This is a genomic window from Methylobacterium trifolii (assembly GCF_022179685.1).
GTDB classification, from domain to species: Bacteria; Pseudomonadota; Alphaproteobacteria; order Rhizobiales; family Beijerinckiaceae; genus Methylobacterium; species Methylobacterium trifolii.
This window is the reverse complement of record NZ_BPRB01000086.1, coordinates 1-25,957: the sequence shown is the minus strand read 5'-3', so window position 1 is coordinate 25,957 and position 25,957 is coordinate 1. Positions and strand designations below refer to the sequence as shown.

Below are 25,957 nucleotides of genomic sequence, written 5' to 3'. Positions count from 1 at the left end.
GAGCGCGATTGGCGCGGCTGAAAATCCCCCCGCCGTTCCCACAATCCGAACACCGAGCGCTGCTGGCGGTTGATCAGGACGCTTCCTCAGTGGAGCACGATCGGGTGGGGCCTGCGCCCCGGCTGCATCGGACTCTCGGCGTCGAGGAGCGACCCGGTCTGCTCCAGCTTCAAGGGCGGCCACGCGGTGCCGGCGGGCAGGGCGTCGACGCCCCCGGGGCGTGCGATCAGCCGCAGCCCTTCGCGGACGCGCTCCTCCCGGATGCGCGGGGGGCGCCAGCGCCACATCAGCAGGCGCGCCGGCCAGAGCATGGCCTTGAACAGGGTGAAGTTGACGTAGGCGAGGCGCCGCGAATCCGGGAAGGCGCCGGCCCGCTCGATCACGAGCACCGCGTTCTTCGGGAAACGATAGGCGCCCGCCACGAAGCGCAGGCCGACGTCGTTGGCCACGAGGCAGATCTCCGCGTTCCGCCCCGCGGTGCCGACGGTGACGCGTCCCGTCAGGCCGGCCTCGGGCGGGGTGCCGTCGAGGACGAAGACCGGCTCGCCGGTGGCCGGGTCCACGGTGTCGCGGAACCGTATGGCGTCCGAGCGCGTGGCGCCGGCGAGCAGGCGCGTCAGGCCCGCGCGGTTGGCCGCGAAGCCGTAGCCGGCCTTGACCGTGTCGGGCACGCCCTGGAGCAGGCGCGCGAGGGTCGTCTCGCGCACGCCCCCCTCGCGCAGGTGCGGTTCGAGGACGTAGGCGATCCCGCGCGCGCCCATCGCCGGTTCCGGCGTCGCCGGGCGGATCGGGCCGCCGCGCCCCGCACTCGCCAGGACGGCCGCGTCGCTGGTCAGGACGGCGTCGCGCAGGAGCACGACCACCAGGGTGGGATAGGGGTCGAGGAAGTCGTAGGGCCGCGTCAGGGCGGCGTCGGCGTTGACCCCCTCCTCGACGACGACGACCCGGCCGTAGCGCGAGAAGTCGTCGCTCGTGGGCAGGCTGCGGCGGGCCACGAAGGATTCGAAGGTCCGGGTGTCCTTGGCCCGGCCGAAGTACCTGTCGACCGCCGCCGTGGTGGCATGGGACCAGGTCTGCCGCACGCCGGCGGCCCCTTCCGCCAGGCGGCGGCCGCGTGGGTCGTGGAACACCACGTCCAGGCCGACCCGCATCGCGGCGACCGCGACGAGGGCGGCGGCGTCGTGGATCTCGTCCAGGGCCGAGCCGTCCTGCGGGTCGCCCGCGCCGTCGAACGCCTCCAGCATCCCGCGCAGCGCGATGCGGTTGGCCCGCGTGTCCGGCATCGCGAACCGGTACTGCCCCTCGAAGCCGTGCGACCCGATCCGCGCGACCGCGACCTCGCGGGCGCTCCCACTGAGGAAGATCTGCTTGACGACGGTCTGCGGCTCGGAAAAATCCGTGAGGGTGAAGGCGAGCCGGACCTCCTCGAAGCTGACCTTCTCGCGCAGCCGTTGCAGCATCAGGCCCACCCGCGGCATGTCGGTCCGGTGCATGTCGAACCCGATGATCAGCGCGAGCCGGTCGAGTTCCCGCTGGCGCGCCTTGGTCTTGGCGAGGAGTTCGTGCTCGAGGGCCGTCTCGGAGGCGATGAGGACGTCGTAGAGCTGGTCGTCGTCGCCCGGGCTCCCGAGCCGCAGGGTCTCGGCCAGGAGGCCCGCCCGGGTTCGCTCCAGGACCGTCTCGATCTCCGCCTGGACCGCCTGCGCCTGACCGTCCGGGCAGATCAGGAGGGCGATGCCGCCGGCGTCGAGCGCCGCCAGGATCATCGTGGAAAAGACCCGGTAATGGGTCGTGGTGACGGTCTCGGGGAAGACCAGCGTCGCGGAATCCCGCGCCTCGGCGGTGTAGAACGCCGCCATGGCCCCCGGGAGGCGCAGGCGGGCATCGGCCACCGCGGCCGGGGTGTCCCGCTCGCCGAGGCTGTCGGCCACCGTCGCGAGGACGGCCTCGACCCTGCCGTCCGGCCCCGCGTCCCGCGGCTCGGGCGCCGGAGGCGTCGCGGGGTCGGGGACGCGTTCGTTGGGTGCGAGGGAGACCGCGCCGTCCACGATGCCCGTCTCCAGCATCCCGTAGAGCCGTCTCACCCGCGCCGGGTCGGGGTCCGGCAGGGGCTGCGGCCGCGACGGCCTCGGCCCGTAATGGGCTCGGGCCGGGTGAAAGGCGCCCGTCAGTTCCGCCAGGAGGATGAAGGTCGCGGACCAGACGAACCGGGTGAACCCCTCCGGGAAGTCGCCGAGGAACATCATTCGGCCGCCCTTGACGGCCGCGCAGCCCGCGAGGGCGAGCCCGACCGCGACGAGGACCGTCAGGGTGAGGACGGACAGGAACCGGTTCGTCCAGACCTCCCGCGGCACCCGGGGCAGCGCCCCGAGGACCCGGCGCAGGCCGGGCATCCGGGCGAAGGGCGCGAGCGCCGCCACGACCGCGATGCGCCCGGCGACGTAGGCCCAGACGATCGCCAGGTTGCCGAGGAAGAAGGCGAGGCCGGCGGTCTGGCCGAAGGCCGATTCGATACGGTCGCGGACCTTGTCGCCGTCCTGCCCGAGGGCGTTCAGCGCCCGCGTCAGGAGGCCGACCGCGAGGTCGGCGGCCGACAGGGTGAGCGGCACGGCGGTCAGCAGGCCGGCGAAGGCGATCAGCCCGCAGCTCAAGCCGGCGGCCGGCGCGAGCACGGCCCGCGACTGCCCGAGGATGGCCGATGCCGAGGCCGTGAGCCCCGCGGCGAATAAGAAGACGGCCGGCCACGGCGTCCCGTCGAAGGACCCTCCGGCGATCACCGCACACAGGATCGTCGCGGCAAGCAGCATGGCGGCCGCCGCGAGGATGAGCAGGTCACGCGCGTGCCGTTCGAGGGGCGATCGGCCGGCCGTCGTCACGGGCGTGCTCCCTCCGCGTCCCGGCGGGGCGCCGGCACGGGTTCCGTCAGGCGCTGGAGGGCGATCACGCCCTCGTCCCCGAAGCGGTCGAGGAAGGTCGCGGAGCGGATCTCCAGGGGCGTGCCGCCGTCGAGGTTGTAATGGGCCGTGCCGGTGGGCGCGGGCGGCGCCTCCGCGCGCAGGAGGCGGCTCACCCAGCGCTCGCGCGGCACGCTCGCCAGCTCGGCGTCGAACTTGGCGCGCATGCTGCCTACGGGGTCGTCTCCGGGGATCGGTACGACGGGCCAGGCCAGGATCTGGGCCTGGATCCACTTCACCCGTTCGAGCTTGCCGCGGTCGCCGGCCAGCGCCCGCAGGCGGCGGCGCAGCAGCGCGTGGCGTCCGGCGGTCAGGTGGTTGGCGCGATAGCGCCGGACCGCGTCGAACAGTGTCCGGATGCTCTCGACCAGGGCGTCGTGCGCCGCTTCCATCTTTGACGCGGCCCGCACGTGCGCGGCCGTGGCGGACTTGAAGGCGAGGACGATCGCCACCGGCAGGGCGACGGCGAGGGCGCAGAGGAAGGCGGCGAAGGCAGGACTTCGCATGCCCGCCGCATCCGACAGGGTCTGCCAGGTCAGCAGCCCGACCTTGTGGAGGGGCAGGACGAGGGCCAGCACGGTCGCCGCCAGGACGGCGAGCGTCGGGAGCCACCGCATCAGGCCGCTCTCCGCCTCGCCGGCGACGCCGGTCGTGTGGGCGAAGGCCGCGAGTTCGGCGGCCACCGGGAGCGTGACGGCCCGGCCCTGCCGGTCGCCGCCGAGATCCAGCACGATCGGCCCGGCCAGGGCCGCGATGCGCGGGTCGGGCGGGCCGAAGCCGAACTCCGAGGCGCCCCTGTCCCCGAACGCACCGTCGTGCACGATCCTGCGGTCGTCCCGCTGGCCGCCGGCCAGCCTCTCGACGTCCTCGCCGATCTCCCGCTGCTTCACGTCGAGGTCGCGCAGGCCCAGGTCGGCATCGCGGAACAGCCCGGACTGGAGGGCCAGCACCCGGTCGGCGATGTCCCGATCGGCCTTCGCCTCCACGCCGCGCTGCCGGCGGGGCGCCATCGGGTCGAAGACGGCGTCCGGGTCCGCGCGTCCGCCCGCCAGGCCGCGACCCGTCCTGGCGGCCTCAGCCAGGGCCGCCTCGTCGACGACCCGGCGGGCCGAGTTCCGGATCGCGGCGAGCCTGGCTTCGGCGTGGCCGACGATCGCAGCGCGGCCCCCGGGCTTCCGGGTCGCGTGCCCGGCGAGCGCCCGGTTCGATCCGAAGGTCTCCTCCACCCAGCCGGTCGGCGCCGGGCGTCCCTCCTCCGCGATCGTCGCGCGGACCTTGGCGATCTCGTCCGCCGACTGCCGGACCGCCGCCTCGCGCCGGCCGTCGTGCTCGATCGCCAGGAGTTCCTCGATCATCGTCTGGACGATCGCCAGGCGGCGGTGGCCGTTGGTCGGGGTGGCGAGCAGGCTGCGCTCGACCGTCAGCCGCATGACCGCGACGGCTTTCTGCTTCGGGCCGAGGGAACCCTCGAACCAGGCCTCCACGTTCCTGGCCGCGGCCAGGGTCTCGACCAGGCGCAAGCCGGCGAAGGCGATCGCGTGCCGCTCGGCGTGGCGGGGTTCGCGCGCGGCCAGGAAGATCACGTTGTCCACGAGGTCCTCGCGCACCAGGGCGAAGGCGGCGCTCACCGCGTCCGCGTTCTCGTCGAGGTCGGAGGGCACCACGAGGATGCGCCGAAGGTAGAGGTTCCGGGTCGTGTCCGCGGATTGCCGGGAGGTCCTGCCCAGGGCGACGCCGGCCTTCTCCGCCCGGATCGCGGAAAGGATGTCGCGCGTCAGGGGGCCGGTCCCGGTGGCGTCCCCGCCGGCCAGCCGCGCGACGGTGGCCGGGTCGACGAGGAGGAGCGCCCAGGAGGCGTGGTCGGCGGCCTGCGCGGCCTGGGCTGCTAAGTCGAGGAGGTCGTCCCGGATCAGGACGGGGTTGCCCGCGCGGACCGGCGGCCAGAAACCCCAGACCTCGCGCACGTCGCCGACGCCGCCGGGCAGCCGGGACAGGTCGATCGCCGTGATCGGGCCCCGGCCCTCGGGCACGGACTTCGGCAGGATGCCCAGCACCATGGCGAGCACGATCGCCCGGTCGATCTCGTCGCTGACCTGCTTCTGCGAATGCGGGAAGATCTCGGGCAGGATGCCCGCCTTGTGCCAGTTGCGGTCGACGTGCGGGGTGATGCGCCCGCTCCCCCGGCCGAGGACGTTGGCCGGACTGCGCAAGGGGGCGACCTCGTCGAGATAGGCCTTGCGGTAGATGCCCATGGCCGCCCCGCGCGCGTGCTCGGAGCCGTCGCCGGGATGGAGCTTGCGCAGGTCCGACAGGTCGAGGTTGGCCCGCACGTGGGTGCAGAGGAGTTCGGTGCGCGCGTAGACCGCGTTCTCGTCCGGGTTCTCGCCGGCTTCCGACTTGAGGATGTCGAGCAGCCTGTCCTGGTCTCCGAACTCCTCCACGATTGCGGGGTGGATCGACCGCACCACCGCGCCGAGGCGGAACTCGACCACGTAGGCGCCGGCCGGGACGCGCTCCGACAGGGTCCCGGAGTCCGAGGCGGCGACGGTCTCGCCCGTCCGGCCGTCGAGGAGCCTGACGCGGGGCGACTGCTCCGCGTCCGGGAAGGTCTGCGCCCGTTCGACCGTGCCGCGCGCCGTGATCGTCCCGCGCGGTGCCGGCTCCGCCGGGATCGCCGCCGTCAGCGTCGCGAGGGCCTGCTCCACGTCGCGCGGCTCCGAGATCGCGAGCGCCGTGCCGCCGGTGCGCTCGGCCACGCACGCCATCCGGGTGAGGACCTCCCTGGGCAGCGCGACGCCGATGACGTGCGCGATCAGGGTCGGGTTGGCGCGCTTTGCGGCCGATGCGGCCTCGCACGGGGCGTCGCGGGCCTCCGCGCATTCCTCCTCGCCGTCCGTCACGATGACGGCAGGGCTGTGGCCGTCCAGCAGCCGGGCCGCGTCCTGGATGGAGGCGGCGAGGGGCGTGATGCCGGTCGGCGTCGGAGGCCCAAACCCTACGACGGTAGAGATCCCCGACGCGACCTGGATGAGAAACGCCGGATCGGCCGTCTCATCGGTCTGGTCAGGGATTTGGCTTTGATTCTTGCCCTGGTGCTTCTGACAACGCTCGCGGCGGTCTATAGCCGTTCCGCGCTCGCCTTCGTCGCCGCGCTCGGCGTGAATGTCGGCGGGTTGCTGTATGTGAGACGCAAATACCGCCTGGCGGATGGGGCACCGGCTCGCCCGTAACGCTAGAGTCGCGCGACGCGAAGTCCGCCTGCACCGAAGGACGACAGGCGGTCGCCCGTCAGCGCCTCAGTGTCTCCAGCGCCACCGGCGCCGCGTGCGGCCGAGTGGCGAGCAGGCCGTCGATCAGCGCCAGGACCTCGGCCCGGCCGCAATTGGCCGCCGGCTCGAAGGGCGTCCAGGTCTGGGTGAAGTCGAGGCGCTCGAACACGTCCCGGTAGCGGCGCAACTCGCCCACCGTCAGGGGCACGCCGCGCACGAAGGCCTTGTGGGCTGAGATCGTCGTGGCGCGGCGGAAATCCTGCGGGTCGAGTTCGAACTTCAGGGCGTCGCCGCAGAAGCAGATCTTGCGCTGCCGGTCGAGGAGCACCGCGTGGCCGTCGAAATGGCCGGCGGTGCGGTGCAGTTCCAGGCCAGGCAGGGGCTCCAGGAAATCGTCGTAGGGCCAGGAGACCTGAAGCGCCGCGCTCCAGGTGAAGTCGGCGGCCGGCAGGCAGAGTTCCGGATCGAACCGGTCCTGCAGCTGCACCAGGGCGCCGTAGGAATGCGGGTGCGAGGCGGAGAGGACCTTCATGCCCCCGAGCGTCTCGATCTGGTCGAGGGCCGCCTCGCTGAACACCGGGCAGCCCTCGAAGCCCATGTTTCCGGCGGGCGTCCGGATCAGGTAGGCGCTCGGGCCGATGCCGGAGACCGGCTCGTTCCAGAAGCGCCAGACCCCCGGTTCCAGTTCCTGCCAGTGGCAGGGGAAGCTGCCTTGCGCGTCGCGCGTGCTGCGGAAGCGCCAGCCGTCCTGCGGCACCACGTGGCGGGCATCGAGGCACATCGGGCAGGAGGCCGGCGTCTCGAAGTGGCGCTGCCAGAACCCGCAATTGTCGCAGGTGTAGGCCGGAAGGTTCAGCGCGCCGGCAAAAGGCAGGTAACCGGGCACGAGCGTTCTCTTTTTTGGATGTTCGGTCGAGGCGATCCCTATCAGACCCGCCGTCTGAACGCAGCCCGATCCGGCCGGGGTTTGCCCCCGCGCAGGGTCAGCCGTGGGCGGGCGCCCCGTGGCCGGGCGTGCCCGGCTCCGGAGCCCCGCCCCGCCGGTCCTTGCCGCGCTTCCTGTCCAGCCAGAGCACGAAGCGGCGGATCACCACATAGAACACCGGCGTCAGGAACAGGCCGAACACGGTCGCGCCGATCATGCCGAAGAACACCGCGGTGCCCAGCGCCTGCCGCATCTCGGCGCCGGGGCCGGTGGCGATCACCAGGGGCAGCGTGCCGAGGATGAAGGCGAAGGCCGTCATCAGGATCGGGCGCAGGCGCAGGCGACAGGCGTCGACGGCGGCCTTGACCGGCCCCTTGTGCTCCGCCTCCTCGATGTCGTGGGCGAATTCCACGATCAGGATCGCGTTCTTGGCCGCCAGGCCGATCAGCACGATCAGGCCGATCTGGGTCAGGATGTTGTTGTCCTGTCCCCTGAGCTGCACCCCGAACAGGGCGGCCAGCACCCCCGTCGGCACCACCAGCAGGATCGCCATCGGCAGCGCCCAGGACTCGTACTGCGCTGCCAGGACCAGGAAGACGAGGAGCACGCCGAGCGCGAAGACCGGCCCGGCCGTCCCGCCCGCCGCCTTCTGCTGGTAGGCGATCTCTGTCCAGTCGTAGGCGAAGCCGTCGGGCAGCGTCTTCTTGGCGAGTTCCTCCATCGCGGTCAGGGCCTGGCCCGTCGAGATGCCGGGCTTGGCCACGCCCTGCACCGGCACCGAGTAGAACAGGTTGAAGCGCTGCACGATCTGCGGCCCGGTCACGTCCCGGACGCTGGCGAGCGTGCCCATCGGCACCAGGGCGCCGGTGGCCGAGCGGACCTTGATCTGGGAGATGTCCTGGATCGAGGTGCGGTAGGCGGCGTCGCCCTGGAGGCGGACCTGGTAGATGCGCCCCAACGTGTTGAAATCGTTGACGTAGGTGCCGCCGAGTTCCGCCTGGAGGGAGGCGAAGACGTTGGCCAGCGGCACGTTCAGCATCCGCGCCATGGTGCGGTCGATGTCGAGGTAGAGCTGCGGCGTGTCGTTGCCGAATGTGGTGAAGACGCGCTGCACGTCCGGGCTCTGGTTGGCCTGCGCGAGCAGTTCGCCGGTCGCGGCGAGCAGCGGTCCGGTCGAGGAGGATTGCCGGCTCTCGACCTGCATCTTGAAGCCGCCGCCGCTGCCCAGGCCGCGCACGGGCGGGGGCGGGATGACGATGACGCGCGCCTCCTGGATGTCGGCCGTGGCCTTGAGCACGTCGCCGGTGATCACCGCCGCGCTGCGGCCGGTCTTGGCCCGCTCCTTGGCGCCCGACAGGGTGATGAACATCACGCCCGAGTTCGTGGTGTTGGTGAAGGTCGCCCCGTCGAAGCCGGCGATGATGACGGTGTTGGTCACGCCGTCGATCTTGCGCGCCTCGGCCGCCGCCCGGTTGACCACCGCCGTAGTGCGGTCGAGGGAGGCGCCGGCGGGCAGCTGCACCACGCCGATCAGGTAGCCCTGGTCCTGGTCGGGAATGAAGCCCGTGGGCGTGGTCTGGGCGAGATGCAGCGTGCCCGCGATCACGGCGGCGTAGACCAGCAGCATCGCGACGATGCCGACCGTGTAGGTGGTCAGCACGCGGATGGTGGCGGCGTAGCCGTTCGAGAGGGCGTCGAAGCCGCGGTTGAACAGGTCGGCGAGCCAGGCGACGAAGCGGGCCAGGAAGAACTTCGGCTCCTTGCGCTCGTGGTGGGGCTTCAGCAGGATCTTGCAGAGCGCCGGCGACAGGGTCAGGGAGTTGAAGGCCGAGATCAGGGTCGAGGCCGCGATCGTCAGCGCGAACTGCTTGTAGAACTGGCCGGAGATGCCGGGGATGAAGGCGGTGGGGATGAACACCGCCGCCAGCACCAGGGCGATGGCGATGACCGCGCTGCCGACCTCGTCCATGGTCTTGTGGGCGGCCTCGCCCGCCGAGAGCCCCTCGGCCATGTTGCGCTCGACGTTCTCCACCACGACGATGGCGTCGTCGACCACGATGCCGATGGCCAGCACCAGCCCGAACAGGGTGAGGTTGTTGAGCGAGAAGCCGAAGGCCGCCATCGCCGCGAAGGTGCCGATGAGCGAGACGGGAATCGCGATCACCGGGATCAGGGCCGTCCGCCAGCTCTGGAGGAAGACCAGGACCACGATCACCACGAGGCCCACCGCCTCGAACAGGGTCTTGTAGACCTCCTGGATCGACTCCTCGATGAACTCGGTGGGATTGTAGGCGATCCTGTACTCGACGTCGGGCGGGAAGTTCTTCTTCAGGTTCTCCATCACGCCCTTGACGGCGGCCGCCGCGTCGAGCGCGTTGGTGCCGGGCCGCTGGAACGCGCCGATGCCCACCGCCGGCGTCGCGTTGAGGAACGAGTTGGTGGTGTAGTCCTTCTGGCCCATCTCGGTGCGGGCCACGTCCTTGACGCGCACCAGCCGGCCGTTGGCCGCCTTGATGATCACGTCTCCGAATTCCTCGGGCGTCTGGAAGCGGCCCTGCGACTGGACCACGAGCTGGAACGCCTCGCCGCTCGCGGCGGGCGGCGAGTTCAGGGCGCCGGCGGCCACCTGCACGTTCTGCTCCTGCAGCGCGGTGGACACGTCCGTCGTGGTCAGCCCGTAGGCGGCGAGCTTGTTGGGATCGAGCCAGATGCGCTCGGCGTACTCGTTGCCGCCGAAGATCGTGATGTCGCCGACGCCGTCGAGGCGCAGCATCTCGTCGCGGATGTTGAGGTAGATGTAGTTGGCCAGGTAGTTCTGGTCGTAGGTCTTGTTGGGCGAGAGCAGGTGCACGACCAGCATCAGGTCGGGCGAGGCCTTGCGCACGGTGACGCCGAGGTTGCGCACGTCCGGCGGCAGGCGGGGCTGGGCCACCGAGAGCCGGTTCTGCACCAGGACGTTGGCGATATCGAGGTTGGTGCCGACCTTGAAGGTGACGGTGAGCAGCATGTTGCCGTCGTTGGTCGACAGCGAGGTCATGTAGAGCATGTTGTCGACGCCGTTGACCTCCTGCTCGATCGGCGTCGCGATCGTGGCGGCCACCGTCTCGGCGTTGGCGCCGGGGAAGCTCGCGCGCACGGTCACGGTCGGCGGCACGATCTCGGGATATTGCGAGACCGGCAGCTTCTCGTAGGCGACGAAGCCCAGGATCAGGAAGACGATCGACGTGACCGAGGCGAAGATCGGCCGGTCGACGAAGAAGTGGGCGAAACGCATCGGTCAAACCTCTCGCCGCCACGCCCCTGGCGGGGGCCGGCGGCCTGCGTCGTCTGCGGCGCGGCGCCGGCATGCCCGGCGCAGCGATCGTGTCCCTGTCTCAGCGTCTCTCACGAAACTCCCGCTGCGCCGTCGCGGCCGGAGGGAGGGCTCCCGACGATCGGGAGTTTCGCGAGGTGCACTCAGGTCCTGCTCGGCGGCAGGTCGGTCTTCTCAGGCGTGACCTTGGCGCCGGGGCGGGCCCGGACCACGCCGTTGACCACCACGGTCTCGTCTCCCTTGAGGCCCTCGCGGATCACACGGTAGCCGTCGACCTTGGGGCCGAGCTTCACCTCGCGCGCCGAGACGGTGCCGTCCTCGGCCACGACGTAGACGATGCGCTTGTCCTGGTTGGCCGCGATCGCCTCGTCCGGCAGCAGGATGCCCTGGTAAGGCTTGGTGGCGGGCATCGCGACGATGCCGAACAGGCCCGGCTTGATGAACCCGTCCGGGTTCTCGACGGTGGCGCGCAGCAGCACCGTGCCGGTGGCGTTGTCCACGCGGTTGTCCACGAAGTCGAGGGTGCCCTTGCGCGTTGGCTTGGCCTCGCCGGTGAGCGCGATCAGGATCGGAACGCCCTTGCCGCGCTGGGTCTGGCCCATGCCGATACCGAGCGAGCCCTGGTATTTCAGGAACGACTTCTCGTCGACCGTGAAGCCGAAATAGATCGGGTCGAGGGAGACGATGGTGGTCAGCATCGTCTGGTCGGTGATGACGATGTTGCCCTCGGTGACCAGGCGCTGGCTGATGCGGCCGTTGATCGGCGACTTCACCTCGGTGAAGTCGTAGTTGAGCTGCGTGTTGCGGAGCGCCGCCTCGGCGCTGTCCACGTCGGCCTGGGCGGTCTGCGAGGCCTGGCGGCGCTGGTCGGTGACCTGCTCGGAGATGTTGCCGCCCCGCGACAGTGTCTGGGCGCGCTCCAGGTCGGTCTGCGAGAAGGCGAGGCGCGCCTTGGCGGAGGTGAGGGAGGCCTGGGCCTGCTCCAGGGCCGCCTTGTAGGGCCGCCGGTCGATGATGAAGAGGATGTCGCCCTTCTTCACCGTGGCGCCGTCCATGAAGTTGATCTTCTCCAGGTAGCCGGTCACCCGCGCGCGGACTTCCACGAACTCGATCGGGTCGAAGCGGCCGGTATACTGGTCCTGCTCCACGATCTCGCGCACCACGGGCTTGGCGACCGTGACCTTCGGCGGCGGTCCGCCGGGGGCCTGGGCGCGGGCCGGCGGCGCGAGGAGCGCCGCGGCGATCAGGAGGAGGGGAGCGAACCGGCTGCGCATCATGGGGTCCCTTGCATCCCGCGCCGTATTCCCTCTGCCCGCGCCGGGTTGTGCGGCAGCGCACATAACGGCCGGGGCTGCCGGAGCGTCACTCGACGGGTTCGCCCGCGGCGGACCAGTCCTTGAAGCCGCCCTTGTAGTGCTCGCTCACGTCGAGGCCGGCGTTCCGGGCGGCCATCAACGCGTGGACGGAGCGCACGCCGGAGGCGCAGGAGAAGACGGGGCGGCGCCCGTCCCGCGCGATCAGGTCGCCCACCGCCTGCGGATCGAAGGTCGAGAGCGGATGGGTCACGGCGCCGGGGATGTGGCCGCCATCGTACTCGTGCGCCTCGCGCACGTCGATCACGAGCAGGCTGCCCTCGGACAGCCCCCGCTTGATCGCATCCCGGTCGAGATCGACCACCTGCATCGGCAAGACCCCATCGCGCGTGAGTGCCAGCCTCGTGCCGGGCGGCGGCGCATCGCCGCCGCATGCGACATGCTGCCGGCCGGTGATGCTGACCCTTATGCGCCGGCCGTCGGCGGCGCAATACGCGCGCGTCGCGGCGCCCTCAGGGCGGTAAGTGCGGGAGCGACCCGCGCGAAGTGCCCGGCCCAGTCCGGCGGGGCGTAGCCGTCCAGCCGCGCGGCCAGGTCCGCGCGCATTGGAGAGGCGGGCTCCGTCAGGGCCTCGATGGTGCGCAGCCATCCGGTGCCGTCGAGGGGATCGAGGAACGCGGAGAAGTCCGCGCCGATCTCGCGGTGCACCGGGATGTCGGAGGCGACCACGGGCAGGCCGGAGGCGGCGGCCTCCACCACGGGGATGCCGTAGCCCTCTGCGAAGGAGGGCATGAGCAGGGCGGTGCCGCTTCGCATCAGGGCCGCGAGCCCGTGCGTCGACAGCCCCGAGACTTCGACCACGTGCTCGCGGATCGCCGGGCAGCGCTCCAGCATGTCGACGATGTTCTCCGCCTCCCAGCCCCGGCGCCCGACGAGGACGAGGCGAGGGGTGGCCGGGCCCATCCGCTCGGCGAGGCTGCGCCAGAGGTGGAGCAGCAGCAGGTGGTTCTTGCGCGGCTCGATGGTGCCGCAGACGAGGAAGGTCGGCCGGTCCGGCGCGAAGCGCGGCCCTTCGCGCGAGAAGGCCGGCTCGACGCCGAGATGGCCGACCGTCACGGGCGGCGGGCGGAAGCCCTGGGCCGCGAGATAGGTTTTGGTCAGTTCCGCCGTGTCGGCGGAATTGACCAGGACGGCCGCCGCATGGCGCCCGATGGTCCGCATCCGCTCCGCATGCCGTCCGGCCTCCCCCGGCCGCCCGTATTCCGGGTGGCTGATCGGGATCAGGTCGTGGACGAAGAACGCCGCCTCCACGTCGGTGCGGGTGTAGAGCCAGTCGAACCGCGCCGGGATGTCGAGGCGCAGGTGCGAGGTGTGCAGGTAGAGGCTGCCCCGCGGCAGCGCCGCCAGGGACCGGCCGCGCGAAAAGATCCGCGCGAGCGTCTCCGCCTGGATGCGCCGCCGCCGGTAGGTGCCCGGCTCCGTCCGCCGGGCGTCCGGCACGGCGGCGGGGGGCGCGCCGCCGAGGCGCAGGCGCAAGCGGCGGTAGACCGGATCGGCCTCAGCCGAGCCCTCCTCGATCCAGCCGGCGGCCACCGCCTCGACGATCTCGACCGCCTGCGCCCGATCGAGGATGCGCGGACCCAGCGCCGTGGAGACGAGGCCGAAGCGCGGCCCGGCGCCCGCGAGCGTCGCGCGGGCATAGGCCAGGTCCACCCGGTCGATGCCGGAGGGGCTGGCATGGCGCAGGCGGGTGACGAGGCGGGACAGGTCGAAGGCGGTCGGTCGGTCGTCCGTCATGGTCCCCGTGATGCGGTTCTGATCCGGCATGCGCACGGGTTACCCGCACGGGCGCCCGCATGCACCTGTCATGAGCCGATGGCGGGGCGCGTCACGGGTTCCCGGCCGTAGGTTCCGTGGGATCATGCCGGGCGTTCGCGCAAAGGCTGCGTTTTGCTGCCGCGACGGCCGGGGCGGGGGTTGCGTGGCCCAGGGCGGAAAGCTAAGACCCGCAAGCCCTTTGGGGCGTCGGAGCGTAGCGCAGCCCGGTTAGCGCACTAGTCTGGGGGACTAGGGGTCGGAGGTTCGAATCCTCTCGCTCCGACCATTAAACGCCTTGCCGATAAAGGCGTTTCGCCTTCGCCGGGGCAGCGAAGGGCAGGGGGCCCAGCCGGAACGGACCGCGCATGGCGGGCCGGCGTCCTCAGAAACCAGCCACGTTTCCACTCACGGTGTTTTCGCGCCCCGTATCGTTCGCGGCGGAGGCGGGCGGGCCATTCGGCGCCGCGCCGAGGTTCGCGCGCCCGTCCCTCCCGATCCTGAAGGACATGATCGAAATCGGCCGTCCCGAGGACGCGATCGTGGTCTTCCTGAACTGTCCATCCCGCCGGAGTGATCGAGATCCGAGGCTTGGTATCACTTGCAGGGCCTGCAGCAGGTGAACCGTTATCGGATCGTTTTCGGGCGGACGTTGCCTTCAAGCAGACACCGCAGGCCGTGAATCCGCGCGCGTGCCGAGTCCGGCGACGGGGTTCCCGGCTTCGGAAGGTCCATGGTGTGCTCTTGCGGCAACAGGAGACGTCATTTCGCTGCTGGTCCGGATCGGCTCGCACGAACCGCCCGCACAGTGTTTCAGACAGAAACACAACGGCTTGCGAACGGATGGGGCAGCCATTTTAGAAATCTTATAAACTATTGAAACGCTTGCATAATTTGCATTCCGCCAGCTTGATCGACCGCGCCGTGATTCAGCAATAGCGCGACGATCCCGAGGTGGCCGGAGTTGGTGTCATGCAGCCGATATCCATCGATGCGCTGCATCGGAGCGAAGGTGCGAAGCTCCAGCGCTTCCTGATGCACCGCCTGGGCAATTCGTCCGACGCCGCCGACGCTCACCAGGAAACCTATCTGCGCATGCTCGCGGCCCTCTCGCGCACGCGCGTCGAGCAACCCTCCGCCTTCCTGTTCCAGATCGCCAGGAACGTCGCCTCGCGGATGCGGAACCGGCAGCGGTTCGAAGACCGGCTGTTCCAGGCCGTCGGAGACGCGGAGCTGGCCGCGTTCGTCGACGGCTATGCCCTGCCGGAACGGCAGGTGATCGCCAGGCAGGACCTGCAGCGTCTCGCCGCTGCGATCGACGCGTTGCCGCCCCGGTGCCGCGAGGCTTTCCTGCTCGCGCGCATCGACGGCCTGCCGAACGGCGAGGTCGCCGCGCGTCTCGGCATCAGCCGGAACATGGTCGAGAAGCATCTCATCAAGGCCCTCTTGCATTGCCATCGCCATTGCCGCGATCTTCTCTGAGGATCGACGTCAGGAGTTGAGCGCCTCGTTGATCTGAGACCGTGGGGACGCAGGGCTGGACCGTCCGGGCCTCGGTAGGACCCGGAGGGAGCGGAGCTGTGGCCGACGGCGATAGGACCGATGCGCGCGGTGGAGACGACGAGGACCCGGTCTACGAGGCGGCGGCGGGATGGGTCGCGCGCCTCGCATCGCCCGATGCGACCGATCGGGATCGGGATGCCTTCGAAGTCTGGCGGGCGGCGGACCCGGCCCACGGCGAGGCGCACGCCGAGATGGACAGGCTGTGGCGCAAGCTGGGCCACGTCCCCGATCCTCGGGAGCGCCGGAGGGGACCGAAAGGGCTCGCCGGCATCGCCGCCGCGGCGGCCCTGATCGCGGCGCTGAGCTATCAGTTCGGCCTCGTCGATCGGCTCCGGTCGGATCTGCGCACCGGCGTCGGCGACATCACGCGGGCGACCCTGGCCGATGGCAGCCGCATCGACCTGAACACCGACACGGCCGTCGCCCTGCAGTTCACCGAGACCGAACGCGGGGTCGAACTCCTGCGCGGCGAGGCCGCCTTCGACGTGGTCCCCGACCCGCGGCGCCCGTTCGTCGTGCGCGGCGGCGGGGTGAGCGCGCGCGCCGTCGGTACGCGCTTCTTCGTCCGGGCGGACGGCGTGGTCGGCGTGGCCGAAGGCAGCGTCGATGTCGCGGTCGCCGGCCGGCACAGGCCGGTCTCGGCCGGCGAGGCGGTTCGCCGTGGGGAGGACGCGGCGTTCGCCGTCGTCAAGGCCGACGTGAACCGGACCATGGCCTGGCGGGACGGCCGCCTGGTCTTCTCGGGCGAACGGCTCTCCTCCGTCTTGGAGGAACTCGGGCGCTACCGCCACGGACGCATCGTCCTGCTCGATGCCGGAGCCGGCCAACGGCGCGTCACGGGCGCCTTCGACCCGCGTGACACCGACGAGGCGATCGATGCGATCGCCGCGACGATGGGGCTGCGCGTCACGCGCCTGACCCCGCTCCTCGTCCTGGTCGGGTCGCGGCCGTGAGCGATGGAAAAAATCTGCCGTCGGGCGTCAGGAGATCGACGCCTCGTTGATCTTCATCTGCGAGGGACGAGACGACGCGACGCGTGCCGCCCTCTTTTGCAGATGACGGGGCATGGAATGGCGACGCGAGAGCGTGGATTTGCAAGGGCGCGCGTGCGTGAGCGGGTGGCGGGGATCGCCCTCGCCGGCGCGTCGGTGCTCGCGGTGGTCCCTGCCGAGGCCGAGAGCCAGGATCAGAAGCGCAGGCAGCCCGGGACGAGAGGGCGGGCGAGCATCATCGCCCTCGCCCCCGAGCCCGCGGCCCTGCAGGATGGCGCGGACGTCGCCCTGTCCGTTCCGAGAGGCGCGCTCGAACCGGCGTTGGTGCGCTTCACCGAACAGGCCAAGATCAAGCTGGTCTATCCGACCGACTTGACCGCGCAGCTCGTCACGAACGGCGTCGAAGGCGCGTTCCGACCCCTCGACGGCCTCGGCAAGATCCTGACGGGCACCGGCCTGACCTACCGCGCGGTCGGTCCGTCCACCATTACCCTCGTCAACCCGCGCTATGTCCAGCTCGCCACGGAACCGGCGAGTACGGTCACGCTCGGCGAGTTGAGCGTCGAGGCGCAGGGGGCGAACCGGACCGTCGCCGCGGGCCTGCCGCCGGCATCCGGAACCGTCGGACAGCCGCCCGTCCCCTATGCCAGCGGCCAGGTCGGGTCGGGCGCCCGGGTCGGCCTTCTCGGCAACCGCTCGGTCCTGAAGACCCCCTTCAGCGTCACGGGCTACACCGAAAAACTGATCGCCGATCAGCAGGCGCGCTCGGTCTCCGACGTGGTGCAGAACAACCCGTCCGTGCGCAACGACGCCCCGCCCTACAGCGAGCGCGATTCGTATTTCATCCGCGGCTTCTCGGTGACCAACCTCGACACTGCCTTCGACGGCCTGTTCTACATCGCCAATCCGCGCCGCAGCTTCACGGAAGGCCTGGAGCGCGTCGAGATCCTGCTCGGGCCCACCGCGCTCCTGAGCGGCGGCACGGGCCGGACCGGCGGCACGATCAACCTCGTCCCCAAGCGGGCCTTCGACGAGCCGCTGACGCGGATCACGACGACCTATGTCAGCGATGCGCAGATCTGGACGCATGCCGACCTCGGACGCCGCTTCGGCACGTTCAAGGAATGGGGCGTGCGCTTCAACGGCGCCTATCGCACCGGCGCCACGCCGCTCGACCGCAACGCGATCGAGGTCGGCGTCGCCGCGCTGGCCCTCGATTATCGCGGCGACCGGTTCCGCGCCTCGCTCGACCTCAACCACTCGACGCAGAACATCACCGCGCCGACCTCGCTGTTCAATTCGGTGGCGCCGAACATCGCCGTGCCCCGGGCGCCGAACAACCGCCGCAACACCGCGACGTCGGTGGAGTACAACGACAGCCGCTACGACATGGCCGCCGGGCGGATGGAGTTCGACCTGCTGCCCGAGACGACGCTCTACGCCGCGGGCGGCCTCAGCCGCTACAACGAGGACTTCCTGACCTCGACCTATCAGGTGACGCGCCCGACGGGCCAGGCGACCAACACGCTTGCGGTCCAGCCCCTGGAGTTGCAGGGCTTCACCGGCGAAGTCGGCCTGCGTTCGCAGTTCCAGACCGGCTTCGTCTGGCATCGGCTCAACGTCGCGGCCGTCGAGGCGGTCAACAAGAACTTCTCGCGCGGGTTCGTGCCCTTCGCGCTGCCGGTGTTCCAGACCAACATCTACGATCCGGTCGATCTGCCGCGCGGGTCCGTCCCCACGATCGCGTTCCCCCGCTCCGAGCGGCAGCCCCTCTTCACGGAACTCTACGCGCGCAGCGTGGCCGTGGCCGATACCCTGTCGCTCGGCGACGACCGCTTCCTGCTGACGCTGGGCGCGCGCTTCCAGGAGATCGACCTGAAGAGCTACGCCACCCGTCCGGGTCCCACGCAGGGCACGCTGGCGACGAGCTATCTCGAGAGCCGGATCAGCCCCACCATCGCCGCCGTGATCCAGCCCTTCGACAACCTCTCCTTCTACGGAAACTACATCGAGTCCCTCGATCCCGGTCCGACCGCGCCCGCCCTCGCGGTCAATTCCAACGAAGTGTTCGCCCCCGTGGTGAGCCAGCAGAAGGAGGTCGGCGCCAAGTACGATTTCGGTCGCGTCACGCTGACGACCTCGCTGTTCGAGATCGAACAGCCGAACGGCTTCACCGATCCCGCGACGCGGCGCTTCTCCGTCAGCGGCCTGCAGCGCAACCGGGGGCTCGAATTCACGGTGTTCGGCGAGCCGCTTCCGGGCGTGCGCCTGCTCGGCGGCCTCACCCTCATCGACGCGAAACTGGTCAACACGGTGGGCGGCCAGTTCGACGGGCGGGCCGCGCCCGGCGTGCCCGACACCGCGTTCAACCTCTACGGCGAGTACGACCTGCCGCCGTGGCTGGCGCCGGGCCTGACGGTGACGGGACGGGCGATCTATACGAGCAGCATGTTCTACAATCAGGCCAACACGCAGTCCGTCCCCGACTGGACCCGGTTCGATGCCGGCCTGCGCTACGTGTTCGAGGGTATCAACCGCAAGCCCGTGGTCATGCGGGCCGTCGTCGAGAACATCTTCGACGACTCCTACTGGGCGTCGGCCGCCCGGGGCTTCCTCGCCGTCGGAGCGCCGCGGACGTTCATCCTGTCCGCCTCCGTGGACTTCTAGGTGGGCGGCTCGCGGAAGCCCCGCCTCGGCGGCGGTGTCGCCATGGGCGGGCGCGCGCGAACGGCCCTCCCGCGCCGCGGCCGGTAGGACGGTCCATGCGCGGCGGCTTCCGGCAATCGATGGCGTGGCTGCACACCTGGTCCGGCCTCGTGGTCGGCTGGGTGCTGTTCGCGGTCTTCGTCACCGGCACCGCGAGCTACTACCGCGCCGAGATCACACGCTGGATGCAGCCGGAACTCGTCGCGCGGCAGGCCTTCGCACCGGAGGCGCTCGCGGCGTCTGTCGAGCACGGCGTCGCCCACCTGCGGGAGCATGCGGGGGCCGCGCGGGCGTGGTTCATCACGCCGCCCCGGCCCGACAAGCCGGTGGTGGAGCTGTTCTGGCGCAACGCCCCCGGCCGGCCCCCGGGCCACGTCCTGCTCGATCCGGACACCGGCGCGCCCGCGCGGGTCCGCGACACGAAGGGAGGCGACTTCCTCTACCAGTTCCACTTCGAACTCCACATGGCCCCGCTCTGGGGCCGCTGGATCGTCGGCATCTGCTCCATGATCATGCTGGTGGCGCTGGTCTCCGGCACGATCACGCACCGGCGCATCTTCGCGGATGTCTTCACCTTCCGGCGGGACAGGTCGCCCCGGCGCGGCTGGCTCGATGCGCACAACGTCGCCGGCGTGCTGGCGCTGCCCTTCCACCTGATGATCACCTACACGGGCCTCGTCATCCTCGGCCTGACCTACATGCCCTGGGGCGTCACGGTGGCCTACGAGGGCGACGCGCAGGCGCTGTTCTCCGAGAGCGGCCAGCTCGTCCCGGTGCGTCCGCCCGCCAGGCGGCCGGGCACGCTCGCCCCCGTGGGCCCGATGGTGTCGCAGGCCCTCGCCGCGCGGCCGGAGCCCCTGGAGCGCATCGCGATCCGCAACCCGCAGGACGCCAACGCCACCGTGATCGCGATGTTCGAGGCGCCGCACGGACTCTCGCACGAGCACCCTCAGATCGCCTTCGACGGCACCACGGGTGCGCTCCTGGCGGCGACGGCCGGTGCGCTGAAGCCGGCGAATCGAACCGTGGCCACGTTGTTCGGCCTGCACGAAGCGCAGTTCGCCGGCCCCGTCCTGCGCGTCCTGTTCTTCCTGTCCGGGTTGATGGGGTGCGCCATGGTGGCGACCGGACTCGTGCTCTGGTCGGTGGCGCGCCTGCCGCAGGCCGGCGAGCGGACCGTCTTCGGCCTGCGGCTCGTCCAGGCCCTGAACGTCGGGACCATCGCGGGCCTGCCGATAGCCATGGCCGTCTACTTCCTCGCCAACCGGCTCCTGGCAGTCGATCTCGCCGAACGCCCGGACTGGGAGATCCGCGCCTTCTTCGGTGCTTGGATCGTCACCGCGCTGCTCCCGCTCGCGCGTCCGCCGCGCCGCGCGTGGTTCGAGGCGCTGGCCGCCGCGTCGATCCTCTCCCTCGCCGTGGTCGCGGCCGACATCCTGATGGTGGCCGAGCACCCTTTGCGCCGCTCCGGCGGCGATCCGCTGTTCGCATGGTTCGACGGAACGATGCTGATGTTCTCCGCCCTGTTCGCGGTCGCCGCCAGCAAAGTCTTGCGCTCTGCTCCGTATCGGTCGGCACGGCGCACCGCCACAGGGCGACCGACTCAACCTTTCCGCGCGATCTGAAAGCGTGTTCGTGGTCTCCGTCCCATGCTGAATTCTCTATAGAATGGGCAAAAACGGGACATTCGGCTAGGACGATCTTTAATTCGATTTCTGTGACCGAATTTAATATGATCGATGATTGTTTTATCGATACGAGTGACAATGGATGTAAGAAATCATAGTAAGGAATTTGCAATTAAGGTCATAGAATAAAAAATATATTATTGAAATCTGTCCGGCGCCATATCGTTTTTTGACAGACCTTTCGCGTCGTGAGGCGAATGGAGGCCAGGAGGAGGAAGGCCCGTGCCTTGAGGTTTTGCAGTCCCGATCCTTGGCCAGACGCCGGCAGCGGTTCAGCCATCCGATGGTGCGCTCGACGATCCGGCGCGCGGGCAGCACGGCAAAACCCTCGGCTCGATCGGCCTGCTTGACGATCTCGACCGAGAGCTGGCGGCAGACCCGGCGCAGGCCGGCTTGACAGATCGGCCCCCGATCGCCGCCGTCGGCACCGCGTTCTTCGCCGGCCTCCATACCGGCTGGAAGGCCACCGAGCGCCACACGGCGTTCCTCTCGGCGCTGGACGACCTGCAGGACGCGCCGGGCGATCTCGACGAAATCGCCACCGGGCACGAGATCCTCGACGAACGGGCCGGCACGGAGGCCGGATCACCTACGCCCGCGCAGTGACGGTGGCATGAGCGATGCGCCGCCGGGGTGACGGGACAAGGCTGGCGGCGCCTTGGGCCGAGCCGGGTCCCGCGTCCGAGGCTGCCTCAGAACACGTGGCGCAGGATGAAGAACAGCGTCCCGGCGATGAGGATCGCGGCCGGCAGCGTCGTGACCCAGGCCAGCGCCATGTTGCGCACGGTCGCCACCTGCAGGCCCGAGCCGTTGGCGGCCATCGTGCCCGCCACGCCCGAGGACAGGATGTGCGTGGTCGAGACCGGCAGCCCGTAGAGTTCGGCGAGCCCGATGGTGCCGGCGGCGACGATCTCGGCCGAAGCACCCTGGGCGTAGGTGAGGTGGGTCTTGCCGATCTTCTCGCCGACCGTGACGACGATGCGCTTCCAGCCCACCATGGTGCCGAGGCCGAGGGCCAGGGCGACGCAGACCTTCACCCAGTTCGGGATGTAGCGGGTACCTTCGTTGAGGAGTTCGGTGTAGCCCTTCAGGGTCTTCGCATCGGCCTCGGACAATGTCGCCCCGGACTTCGACAGCAGGCGGATCGCGTCGGAGGCGAGGTACATGTCGTTGCGCACGTTCGAGGTCGCCCCCGCGGGCACTTGCTGGAGCGAGCCGTAGCCCTTCACCGACGCCGCGATGTCGGTCGAGAGTGCGGACAGGGCACCGAACACCTCCGGCTTGTTGAGCTCCTTCGCCTTCAGCGCATCGGCGACCGTCTTGCGGGCCTGGGCGGCGTCGGGACGCGCTCCCGCACCGGCGTAGTTCGCGAACACGGTGCTTGCGGTTTGCGAGGTCTGGACGAAGGCCGGTGTCGCGTCGGCGTTCATGGTCCGGTTCAGGGCGTAGGCGGTCGGTGCGGCGCCGATCAGGATCAGCATGATCAGGCCCATGCCTTTCTGGCCGTCGTTGCCGCCGTGGAAGAATGACACCAGCGTGCAGGTCAGGATCAGGACGCCGCGGATCCAGAGCGGGGGCGGCGCGTCGCCCTTGGGCGCCTCGTACAGGTCCTTGCGGCGGACCGTGAACTTGAGGGCGAGCAGCAGGAGCGCGGCCGCGACGAAGCCGCAGAGCGGGCTGAAGGCCAGCGCCTTGAACACGCCGAACGCCTGGGTCCAGTCGACGCCGGAGGTGCCGTCCTGGCCGCCCATGAGCTGGTTGGCGAGGCCGACGCCGAGCACGGAGCCGATCAGGGCGTGCGAGGAGGAGTTCGGCAGGCCGAGCGCCCAGGTCCCGAGGTTCCAGAGGATGGCTGCCAGGAGCAGAGAGAAGATCATCGCGTAGCCGGCGCCCGAGCCGACCTGGAGGATGAGCTCGACCGGCAGCAGGGTGACGATGGCGTAGGCCACCGCGCCCGAGGAGAGCATGACGCCGAGGAAGTTGAAGGTGCCGGACCAGATCACCGCGACCAGCGGCGGCATCGAATGGGTGTAGATCACGGTCGCCACCGCGTTGGCGGTGTCGTGGAACCCGTTCACGAACTCGAAGCCCAGGGCGATCAGCAGGGCGAGCCCGAGGAGGGCGAAGGCGCCGAGCGCCAGCGGCTCCTGGTGCACCGCGTTCATGTCGGCGATCAGGCTGAAGACGGCATAGCCGAGGCCCGCGACGAGCACGAGCAGGAAGGCGATGACGCCGCCTGGATGGATGCCGTGGTCGAGCCGGGGCTTGCCCGATGCCTCATGCCCGATCGTGCCGGTCGGAGCCAGGATCGCGTCGGACATGGGCGCTTTCGAAAATTTATTTGGTTCCCTGGGGATTAAGGTTCCGACATGACGTCCGGGTGACACTGTCCAGGCGTGATCCGCGCATTCATCCCGGTCCTGTCTGAACTCGCGAACCGAAAGGTCCGAGGACGTTTGCTCGATCTCGCCAGGGAACATCCCGTTGGCGTTGGCGGACGACGCGGGCACTGCCGGCAGCACGTCCCAGTGCTCCACGATCCCGCCGGCGCCATCGAGCCGAACAATGTCCGTGGCCGCGTCGTGCTGCCGCCCGGCCCGTGTTGCAGACAGTGCCGGACGACGAGGTCGCCCTCGGCCATCCTGCACCGGCGGTCGGATATCGGCGTGGTGTTCACGGACGTCGACATGCCGGGCTCGATGTCCGGGGTGACCCTGGCCGAACGGGTCAACGAGAGCTGGCCCGACATCCGCCTCGTCCTCACCTCCGGACGCCACCGTTTCGCGGACCGGGAGGTGCCCGACCACGGCCTGTTCGTGCCCAAGCCCTACCGGGCGTCCCAGGTCATCGACGCGATCCACCGCGCCGATTGAACCGGCGATGCCAGTGGGGGCATGGCCGACCCGCACGAAACCATCACGCCTTGCCCGTGACCTTATCGGCGCGTTGCCCTCGGTTCTAAGCTTGTCGGGGTCGGTCGCGTTGCCGATGCCCTGCGTCTCGTTGCCGGCGGCCACGTTGGCCGGACCCCTGACCGTGTCGGTGGTGCTGCCCACGGCGTTCGCCCTCACGACCACGGCGGCCGCGGGAATGCGAGACGGCTCCGGCCCGGATCTTTTTCCCGGCGCCAGGCGACGCTCCCGGGATGCGGCGATCCCGACCGTGGCGTCTGCCGGGGATCGGGGTCACGGGATCACGGCGAGACCGGTTCGGCCGGACGGCGGGACCGTCCTGCGGACTTCCGTTTTCGCCGGCCTCGGATGACCTGGCGAAGGGTGGAGAAGACCTGGTCTGCCGAATAGGGCTTCTGCAGGCGCTCGAAGCCGTGCGCGCCTTCCTCGGCCGGCACATGGCTGTCGCCGGACGCGAGCACGACCGGCAGGCCGGGGCCCGCCGCCGGGACCTCGCGATCTCGCGGCTCGACAGCGCCGGCACCATCCCGCAGATGGAAGCCTGCCTCGACCTGCCCGATGGCGGATCGCGCTACGTCATCGTCGCCGGACAGCCCATCGCGTTGGGCGACGAGCCCTGCATGCTGTTCACCTTCGCCGACCTGGACCTGCGCCGGGAGGCGGAGACGGCCCTGCGCCAGAGCGAGGAGCGCTTCGCCAAGGCGTTCCACATGACCCCGGTGCCGACCCTGTTGGCGCGCGCGCCGACGGCTTCGCCGTCACGGGCGTCAACGAGGCCTTCACCCGCGTGTTCGGCTATGGCGCCGACACGGTGTCGGGGCGCTCGCTGGCGGACCTCGGGCTCTGGGTCCACGATGCCGCCCGGATCAGGTTCGAGTCGGCGGTGGCGCGCACCGGCTCCGTGCTCGGGCTGGAGGTCTGCCTCAGGCACGAGGACGGCACCGACTTCGATTGCCTGGCGTCGGCCGAGCGGGTGGAGATCGGTTCCGAGGCCTTCGCCCTCATGGTCCTGCAGGACATCACCGAGCGTAAGCATACCGAGCGCGAGATGTTCGAGGCCGTCGAGGCCGTGATGGCCGACACCTCCTGGTTCAGCCGCGGGCTGATCGAGAAGCTCGCCAACCTGCGCCGGCCGGGGACCGACCACAAGGATGGCATCGTCCCGAACGTCTCGGTGCGGGAGCGCCAGATCCTCGACCTGATCTGCCAGGGGCTCGGGGACGAGGCCATCGCCAAGCGGCTCAACCTGTCCAGGAACGCGGTGCGGAACCACGCGGCGTCGCTCTACCCGAAGCTCGACGTCCACAAGCGGTCCGAGGCCATCGTCTGGGGCCGCAACAACGGGTTTCTTTTGCGAGACCTGAGCAAATAAAATCATTGTACTGGTACGTTTGCATCATTGCCCGCCAGGAAAGGCGGGCCAAGTGAGCCGTGTGTCGATCGCCCAGGCTCTGGAGCACCCCGTGACCGCGCAGAAAACGACCGACACCTCCGACAAGATCAGGGGCTCGATCAAGGAAGCCATCGGAAAGTTGGTCGGCGAGCCCAAAGTCGAGGCCGAAGGCAAATCTCAGCAGCAATTACCGAAGTCCGACGTGAAACCGAAGACCACCCCCGAGTCGTAGCTTCGGCCAGGCGTCGCGTCACACGAACACCATCACACTCGAACACAGGAACGACGACATGGTCGATACGGATCGCATCACCGGCGCCGCCAAGGAGCTCGGCGGCAAGGTTCAGGGCGCGGTGGGCGACCTGACCGGGTCCGAGCGCGACTCGGTGGAGGGCCGCGCCCGCGAGGCACAGGGAACGGCCGAGAACCTCTACGGCCAAGCCAAGGACAGAGTGCGCGACGTTGCCGAGCACGTCGCCGACACCGCCCGCGACATCGGAGGCAAGGTTCGCGACACGGTCGGCGGTCTGGTCGGGTCCGACGACGTCGAGGATCGCGTGCGCCGTGCCCAGGGGGCTGCCAGCGACACCTACGAGCGCGGCGAACGCTACGTCCGCAGCGCCGGCCGCGAGGCCTACGACCGGGCCGAGGACGCCTACGAGAACGGCGGCCGCACCTTGCGCCAGGGTGGCCGCGAGGCGACCAACCAGATCGCCGAGCACCCCATGGCCGCGCTGCTCGTGGCCGGCCTGCTCGGCTACGGCCTCGGCCTTCTCATCCACGGCCGCGACTGATCCGCAGCCCGTGACTGATCGGTCCGACCGCGCCGGGACGGCGTGGTCGGCTCCAAGAGTTCCACCCCCTGCCAGCCTCTCGAACGACCGAACGTCTCGGACGACCGACCACCCGGAGCATCTGTACGTGTCCACTTCCCCTCTTCTTGCGACCTCCCATACCGCGTCTGCGGCCGACACCCGCACCGTCCTGCTGAACCAGGTTTCCTGGGGCGCCATCTTCGCCGGTGCCACCACCGCGCTGGTGACCCAGGTCATCCTGAACATGGTCGGCGTCGGCGTCGGCCTGTCGAGCGTCGGACCGGTGGCCGCCGACAACC

17 protein-coding genes, 1 tRNA gene and 2 pseudogenes are annotated in these 25,957 nt (G+C 70.1%); 12 read left to right on the top strand and 8 right to left on the bottom strand.

The features are described from left to right. Positions 1-86 precede the first annotated feature (86 nt). Together COGEMETH_RS08580 and COGEMETH_RS08575 are read right to left on the bottom strand one after the other, a co-directional pair. Positions 87-2,876, bottom strand: coding sequence for a hypothetical protein (locus tag COGEMETH_RS08580; protein WP_238182176.1), 2,790 nt, complete (start codon positions 2,874-2,876; stop codon positions 87-89). Continuing rightward, entirely contained in the window at positions 2,873-5,854 is a 2,982-nt protein-coding gene (locus tag COGEMETH_RS08575) for a vWA domain-containing protein (RefSeq protein ID WP_238182175.1), read from the bottom strand. The genes COGEMETH_RS08580 and COGEMETH_RS08575 overlap by 4 nt, the downstream gene beginning before the upstream one ends. A gap of 15 nt (positions 5,855-5,869) precedes the next feature. On the opposite strand from COGEMETH_RS08575, the gene COGEMETH_RS08570 reads away from it, so the two are divergent. After that, positions 5,870-6,184, top strand: a complete 315-nt coding sequence (locus tag COGEMETH_RS08570; RefSeq protein ID WP_238182174.1) for a hypothetical protein — start codon at positions 5,870-5,872, stop codon at positions 6,182-6,184. Between the two features lie 58 nt (positions 6,185-6,242). Here the strand turns inward: COGEMETH_RS08570 and COGEMETH_RS08565 are convergent, their stop codons facing one another. From COGEMETH_RS08565 to COGEMETH_RS08545, 5 genes are all read right to left on the bottom strand, one after another. After that, positions 6,243-7,109: an MBL fold metallo-hydrolase gene (locus COGEMETH_RS08565; protein WP_238182173.1), complete on the bottom strand. Its 867-nt coding sequence runs from the start codon at positions 7,107-7,109 to the stop codon at positions 6,243-6,245. A gap of 97 nt (positions 7,110-7,206) precedes the next feature. Then, positions 7,207-10,422 (bottom strand): efflux RND transporter permease subunit, encoded by a 3,216-nt coding sequence (locus COGEMETH_RS08560; RefSeq protein WP_238182172.1) that lies wholly within the window; start codon positions 10,420-10,422, stop codon positions 7,207-7,209. 182 nt (positions 10,423-10,604) lie between these two features. Continuing rightward, positions 10,605-11,735 carry an efflux RND transporter periplasmic adaptor subunit gene (locus COGEMETH_RS08555; RefSeq protein ID WP_373875334.1) on the bottom strand — a complete coding sequence of 377 codons (1,131 nt, stop codon included), beginning with the start codon at positions 11,733-11,735 and terminating at the stop codon, positions 10,605-10,607. 88 nt (positions 11,736-11,823) lie between these two features. Further along, positions 11,824-12,144, bottom strand: a complete 321-nt coding sequence (locus COGEMETH_RS08550; protein WP_238182170.1) for a rhodanese-like domain-containing protein — start codon at positions 12,142-12,144, stop codon at positions 11,824-11,826. Between the two features lie 95 nt (positions 12,145-12,239). After that, on the bottom strand, positions 12,240-13,601 hold the full coding sequence (locus tag COGEMETH_RS08545) for a glycosyltransferase family 4 protein (RefSeq protein WP_373875333.1): 1,362 nt from the start codon (positions 13,599-13,601) through the stop codon (positions 12,240-12,242). Positions 13,602-13,800: 199 nt separating this feature from the next. Here COGEMETH_RS08545 and COGEMETH_RS08540 point away from each other — a divergent pair. From COGEMETH_RS08540 to COGEMETH_RS08510, 6 genes are all read left to right on the top strand, one after another. Further along, positions 13,801-13,878 (top strand) — tRNA-Pro (locus tag COGEMETH_RS08540). A 683-nt stretch (positions 13,879-14,561) separates the two neighbouring features. Further along, a complete protein-coding gene (locus COGEMETH_RS08535) occupies positions 14,562-15,071 on the top strand; it encodes an RNA polymerase sigma factor (protein ID WP_238182169.1) in 510 nt (169 codons plus the stop codon). A 98-nt stretch (positions 15,072-15,169) separates the two neighbouring features. Then, positions 15,170-16,105: a FecR family protein gene (locus COGEMETH_RS08530; protein ID WP_238182168.1), complete on the top strand. Its 936-nt coding sequence runs from the start codon at positions 15,170-15,172 to the stop codon at positions 16,103-16,105. A 165-nt stretch (positions 16,106-16,270) separates the two neighbouring features. Continuing rightward, positions 16,271-18,811, top strand: a complete 2,541-nt coding sequence (locus COGEMETH_RS08525) for a TonB-dependent receptor (protein WP_238182197.1) — start codon at positions 16,271-16,273, stop codon at positions 18,809-18,811. A 95-nt stretch (positions 18,812-18,906) separates the two neighbouring features. Beyond that, positions 18,907-20,475, top strand: coding sequence for a PepSY-associated TM helix domain-containing protein (locus COGEMETH_RS08520; RefSeq protein WP_238182167.1), 1,569 nt, complete (start codon positions 18,907-18,909; stop codon positions 20,473-20,475). A 456-nt stretch (positions 20,476-20,931) separates the two neighbouring features. Next, on the top strand, positions 20,932-21,144 hold the full coding sequence (locus COGEMETH_RS08510) for a hypothetical protein (RefSeq protein WP_238182200.1): 213 nt from the start codon (positions 20,932-20,934) through the stop codon (positions 21,142-21,144). Between the two features lie 86 nt (positions 21,145-21,230). Here COGEMETH_RS08510 and COGEMETH_RS08505 read toward each other — a convergent pair whose 3' ends face one another. Continuing rightward, a complete protein-coding gene (locus tag COGEMETH_RS08505) occupies positions 21,231-22,859 on the bottom strand; it encodes an inorganic phosphate transporter (RefSeq protein ID WP_238182166.1) in 1,629 nt (542 codons plus the stop codon). A 345-nt stretch (positions 22,860-23,204) separates the two neighbouring features. Here COGEMETH_RS08505 and COGEMETH_RS08500 point away from each other — a divergent pair, with 345 nt between their 5' ends. The 5 genes and pseudogenes from COGEMETH_RS08500 to COGEMETH_RS08475 form a co-directional block, all read left to right on the top strand. Then, positions 23,205-23,411, top strand: a complete 207-nt coding sequence (locus tag COGEMETH_RS08500) for a response regulator (protein WP_373875332.1) — start codon at positions 23,205-23,207, stop codon at positions 23,409-23,411. Between the two features lie 479 nt (positions 23,412-23,890). Beyond that, positions 23,891-24,822 (top strand): annotated as a pseudogene (locus tag COGEMETH_RS08490) (helix-turn-helix transcriptional regulator); the annotation flags it as partial. Positions 24,823-24,874: 52 nt separating this feature from the next. Further along, a complete protein-coding gene (locus COGEMETH_RS08485; RefSeq protein WP_238182165.1) occupies positions 24,875-25,075 on the top strand; it encodes a CsbD family protein in 201 nt (66 codons plus the stop codon). 58 nt (positions 25,076-25,133) lie between these two features. Further along, complete coding sequence (locus COGEMETH_RS08480) at positions 25,134-25,637, top strand: CsbD family protein (protein WP_238182164.1); 504 nt, start codon at positions 25,134-25,136, stop codon at positions 25,635-25,637. Between the two features lie 127 nt (positions 25,638-25,764). Beyond that, a pseudogene (locus COGEMETH_RS08475) lies at positions 25,765-25,957 on the top strand (PhnA-like protein); the annotation flags it as partial.

Bases quoted from the DNA above. Each gene is read 5' to 3' on its own strand.
- COGEMETH_RS08560 (WP_238182172.1), bottom strand. From the start codon at position 10,422: ATGCGTTTCGCCCACTTCTTCGTCGACCGGCCGATCTTCGCCTCGGTC.
- COGEMETH_RS08555 (WP_373875334.1), bottom strand. From the start codon at position 11,735: ATGCGCAGCCGGTTCGCTCCCCTCCTCCTGATCGCCGCGGCGCTCCTC.
- COGEMETH_RS08550 (WP_238182170.1), bottom strand. From the start codon at position 12,144: ATGCAGGTGGTCGATCTCGACCGGGATGCGATCAAGCGGGGGCTGTCC.
- COGEMETH_RS08545 (WP_373875333.1), bottom strand. From the start codon at position 13,601: ATGCCGGATCAGAACCGCATCACGGGGACCATGACGGACGACCGACCG.
- COGEMETH_RS08535 (WP_238182169.1), top strand. From the start codon at position 14,562: ATGCAGCCGATATCCATCGATGCGCTGCATCGGAGCGAAGGTGCGAAG.
- COGEMETH_RS08520 (WP_238182167.1), top strand. From the start codon at position 18,907: ATGCGCGGCGGCTTCCGGCAATCGATGGCGTGGCTGCACACCTGGTCC.
- COGEMETH_RS08505 (WP_238182166.1), bottom strand. From the start codon at position 22,859: ATGTCCGACGCGATCCTGGCTCCGACCGGCACGATCGGGCATGAGGCA.
- COGEMETH_RS08480 (WP_238182164.1), top strand. From the start codon at position 25,134: ATGGTCGATACGGATCGCATCACCGGCGCCGCCAAGGAGCTCGGCGGC.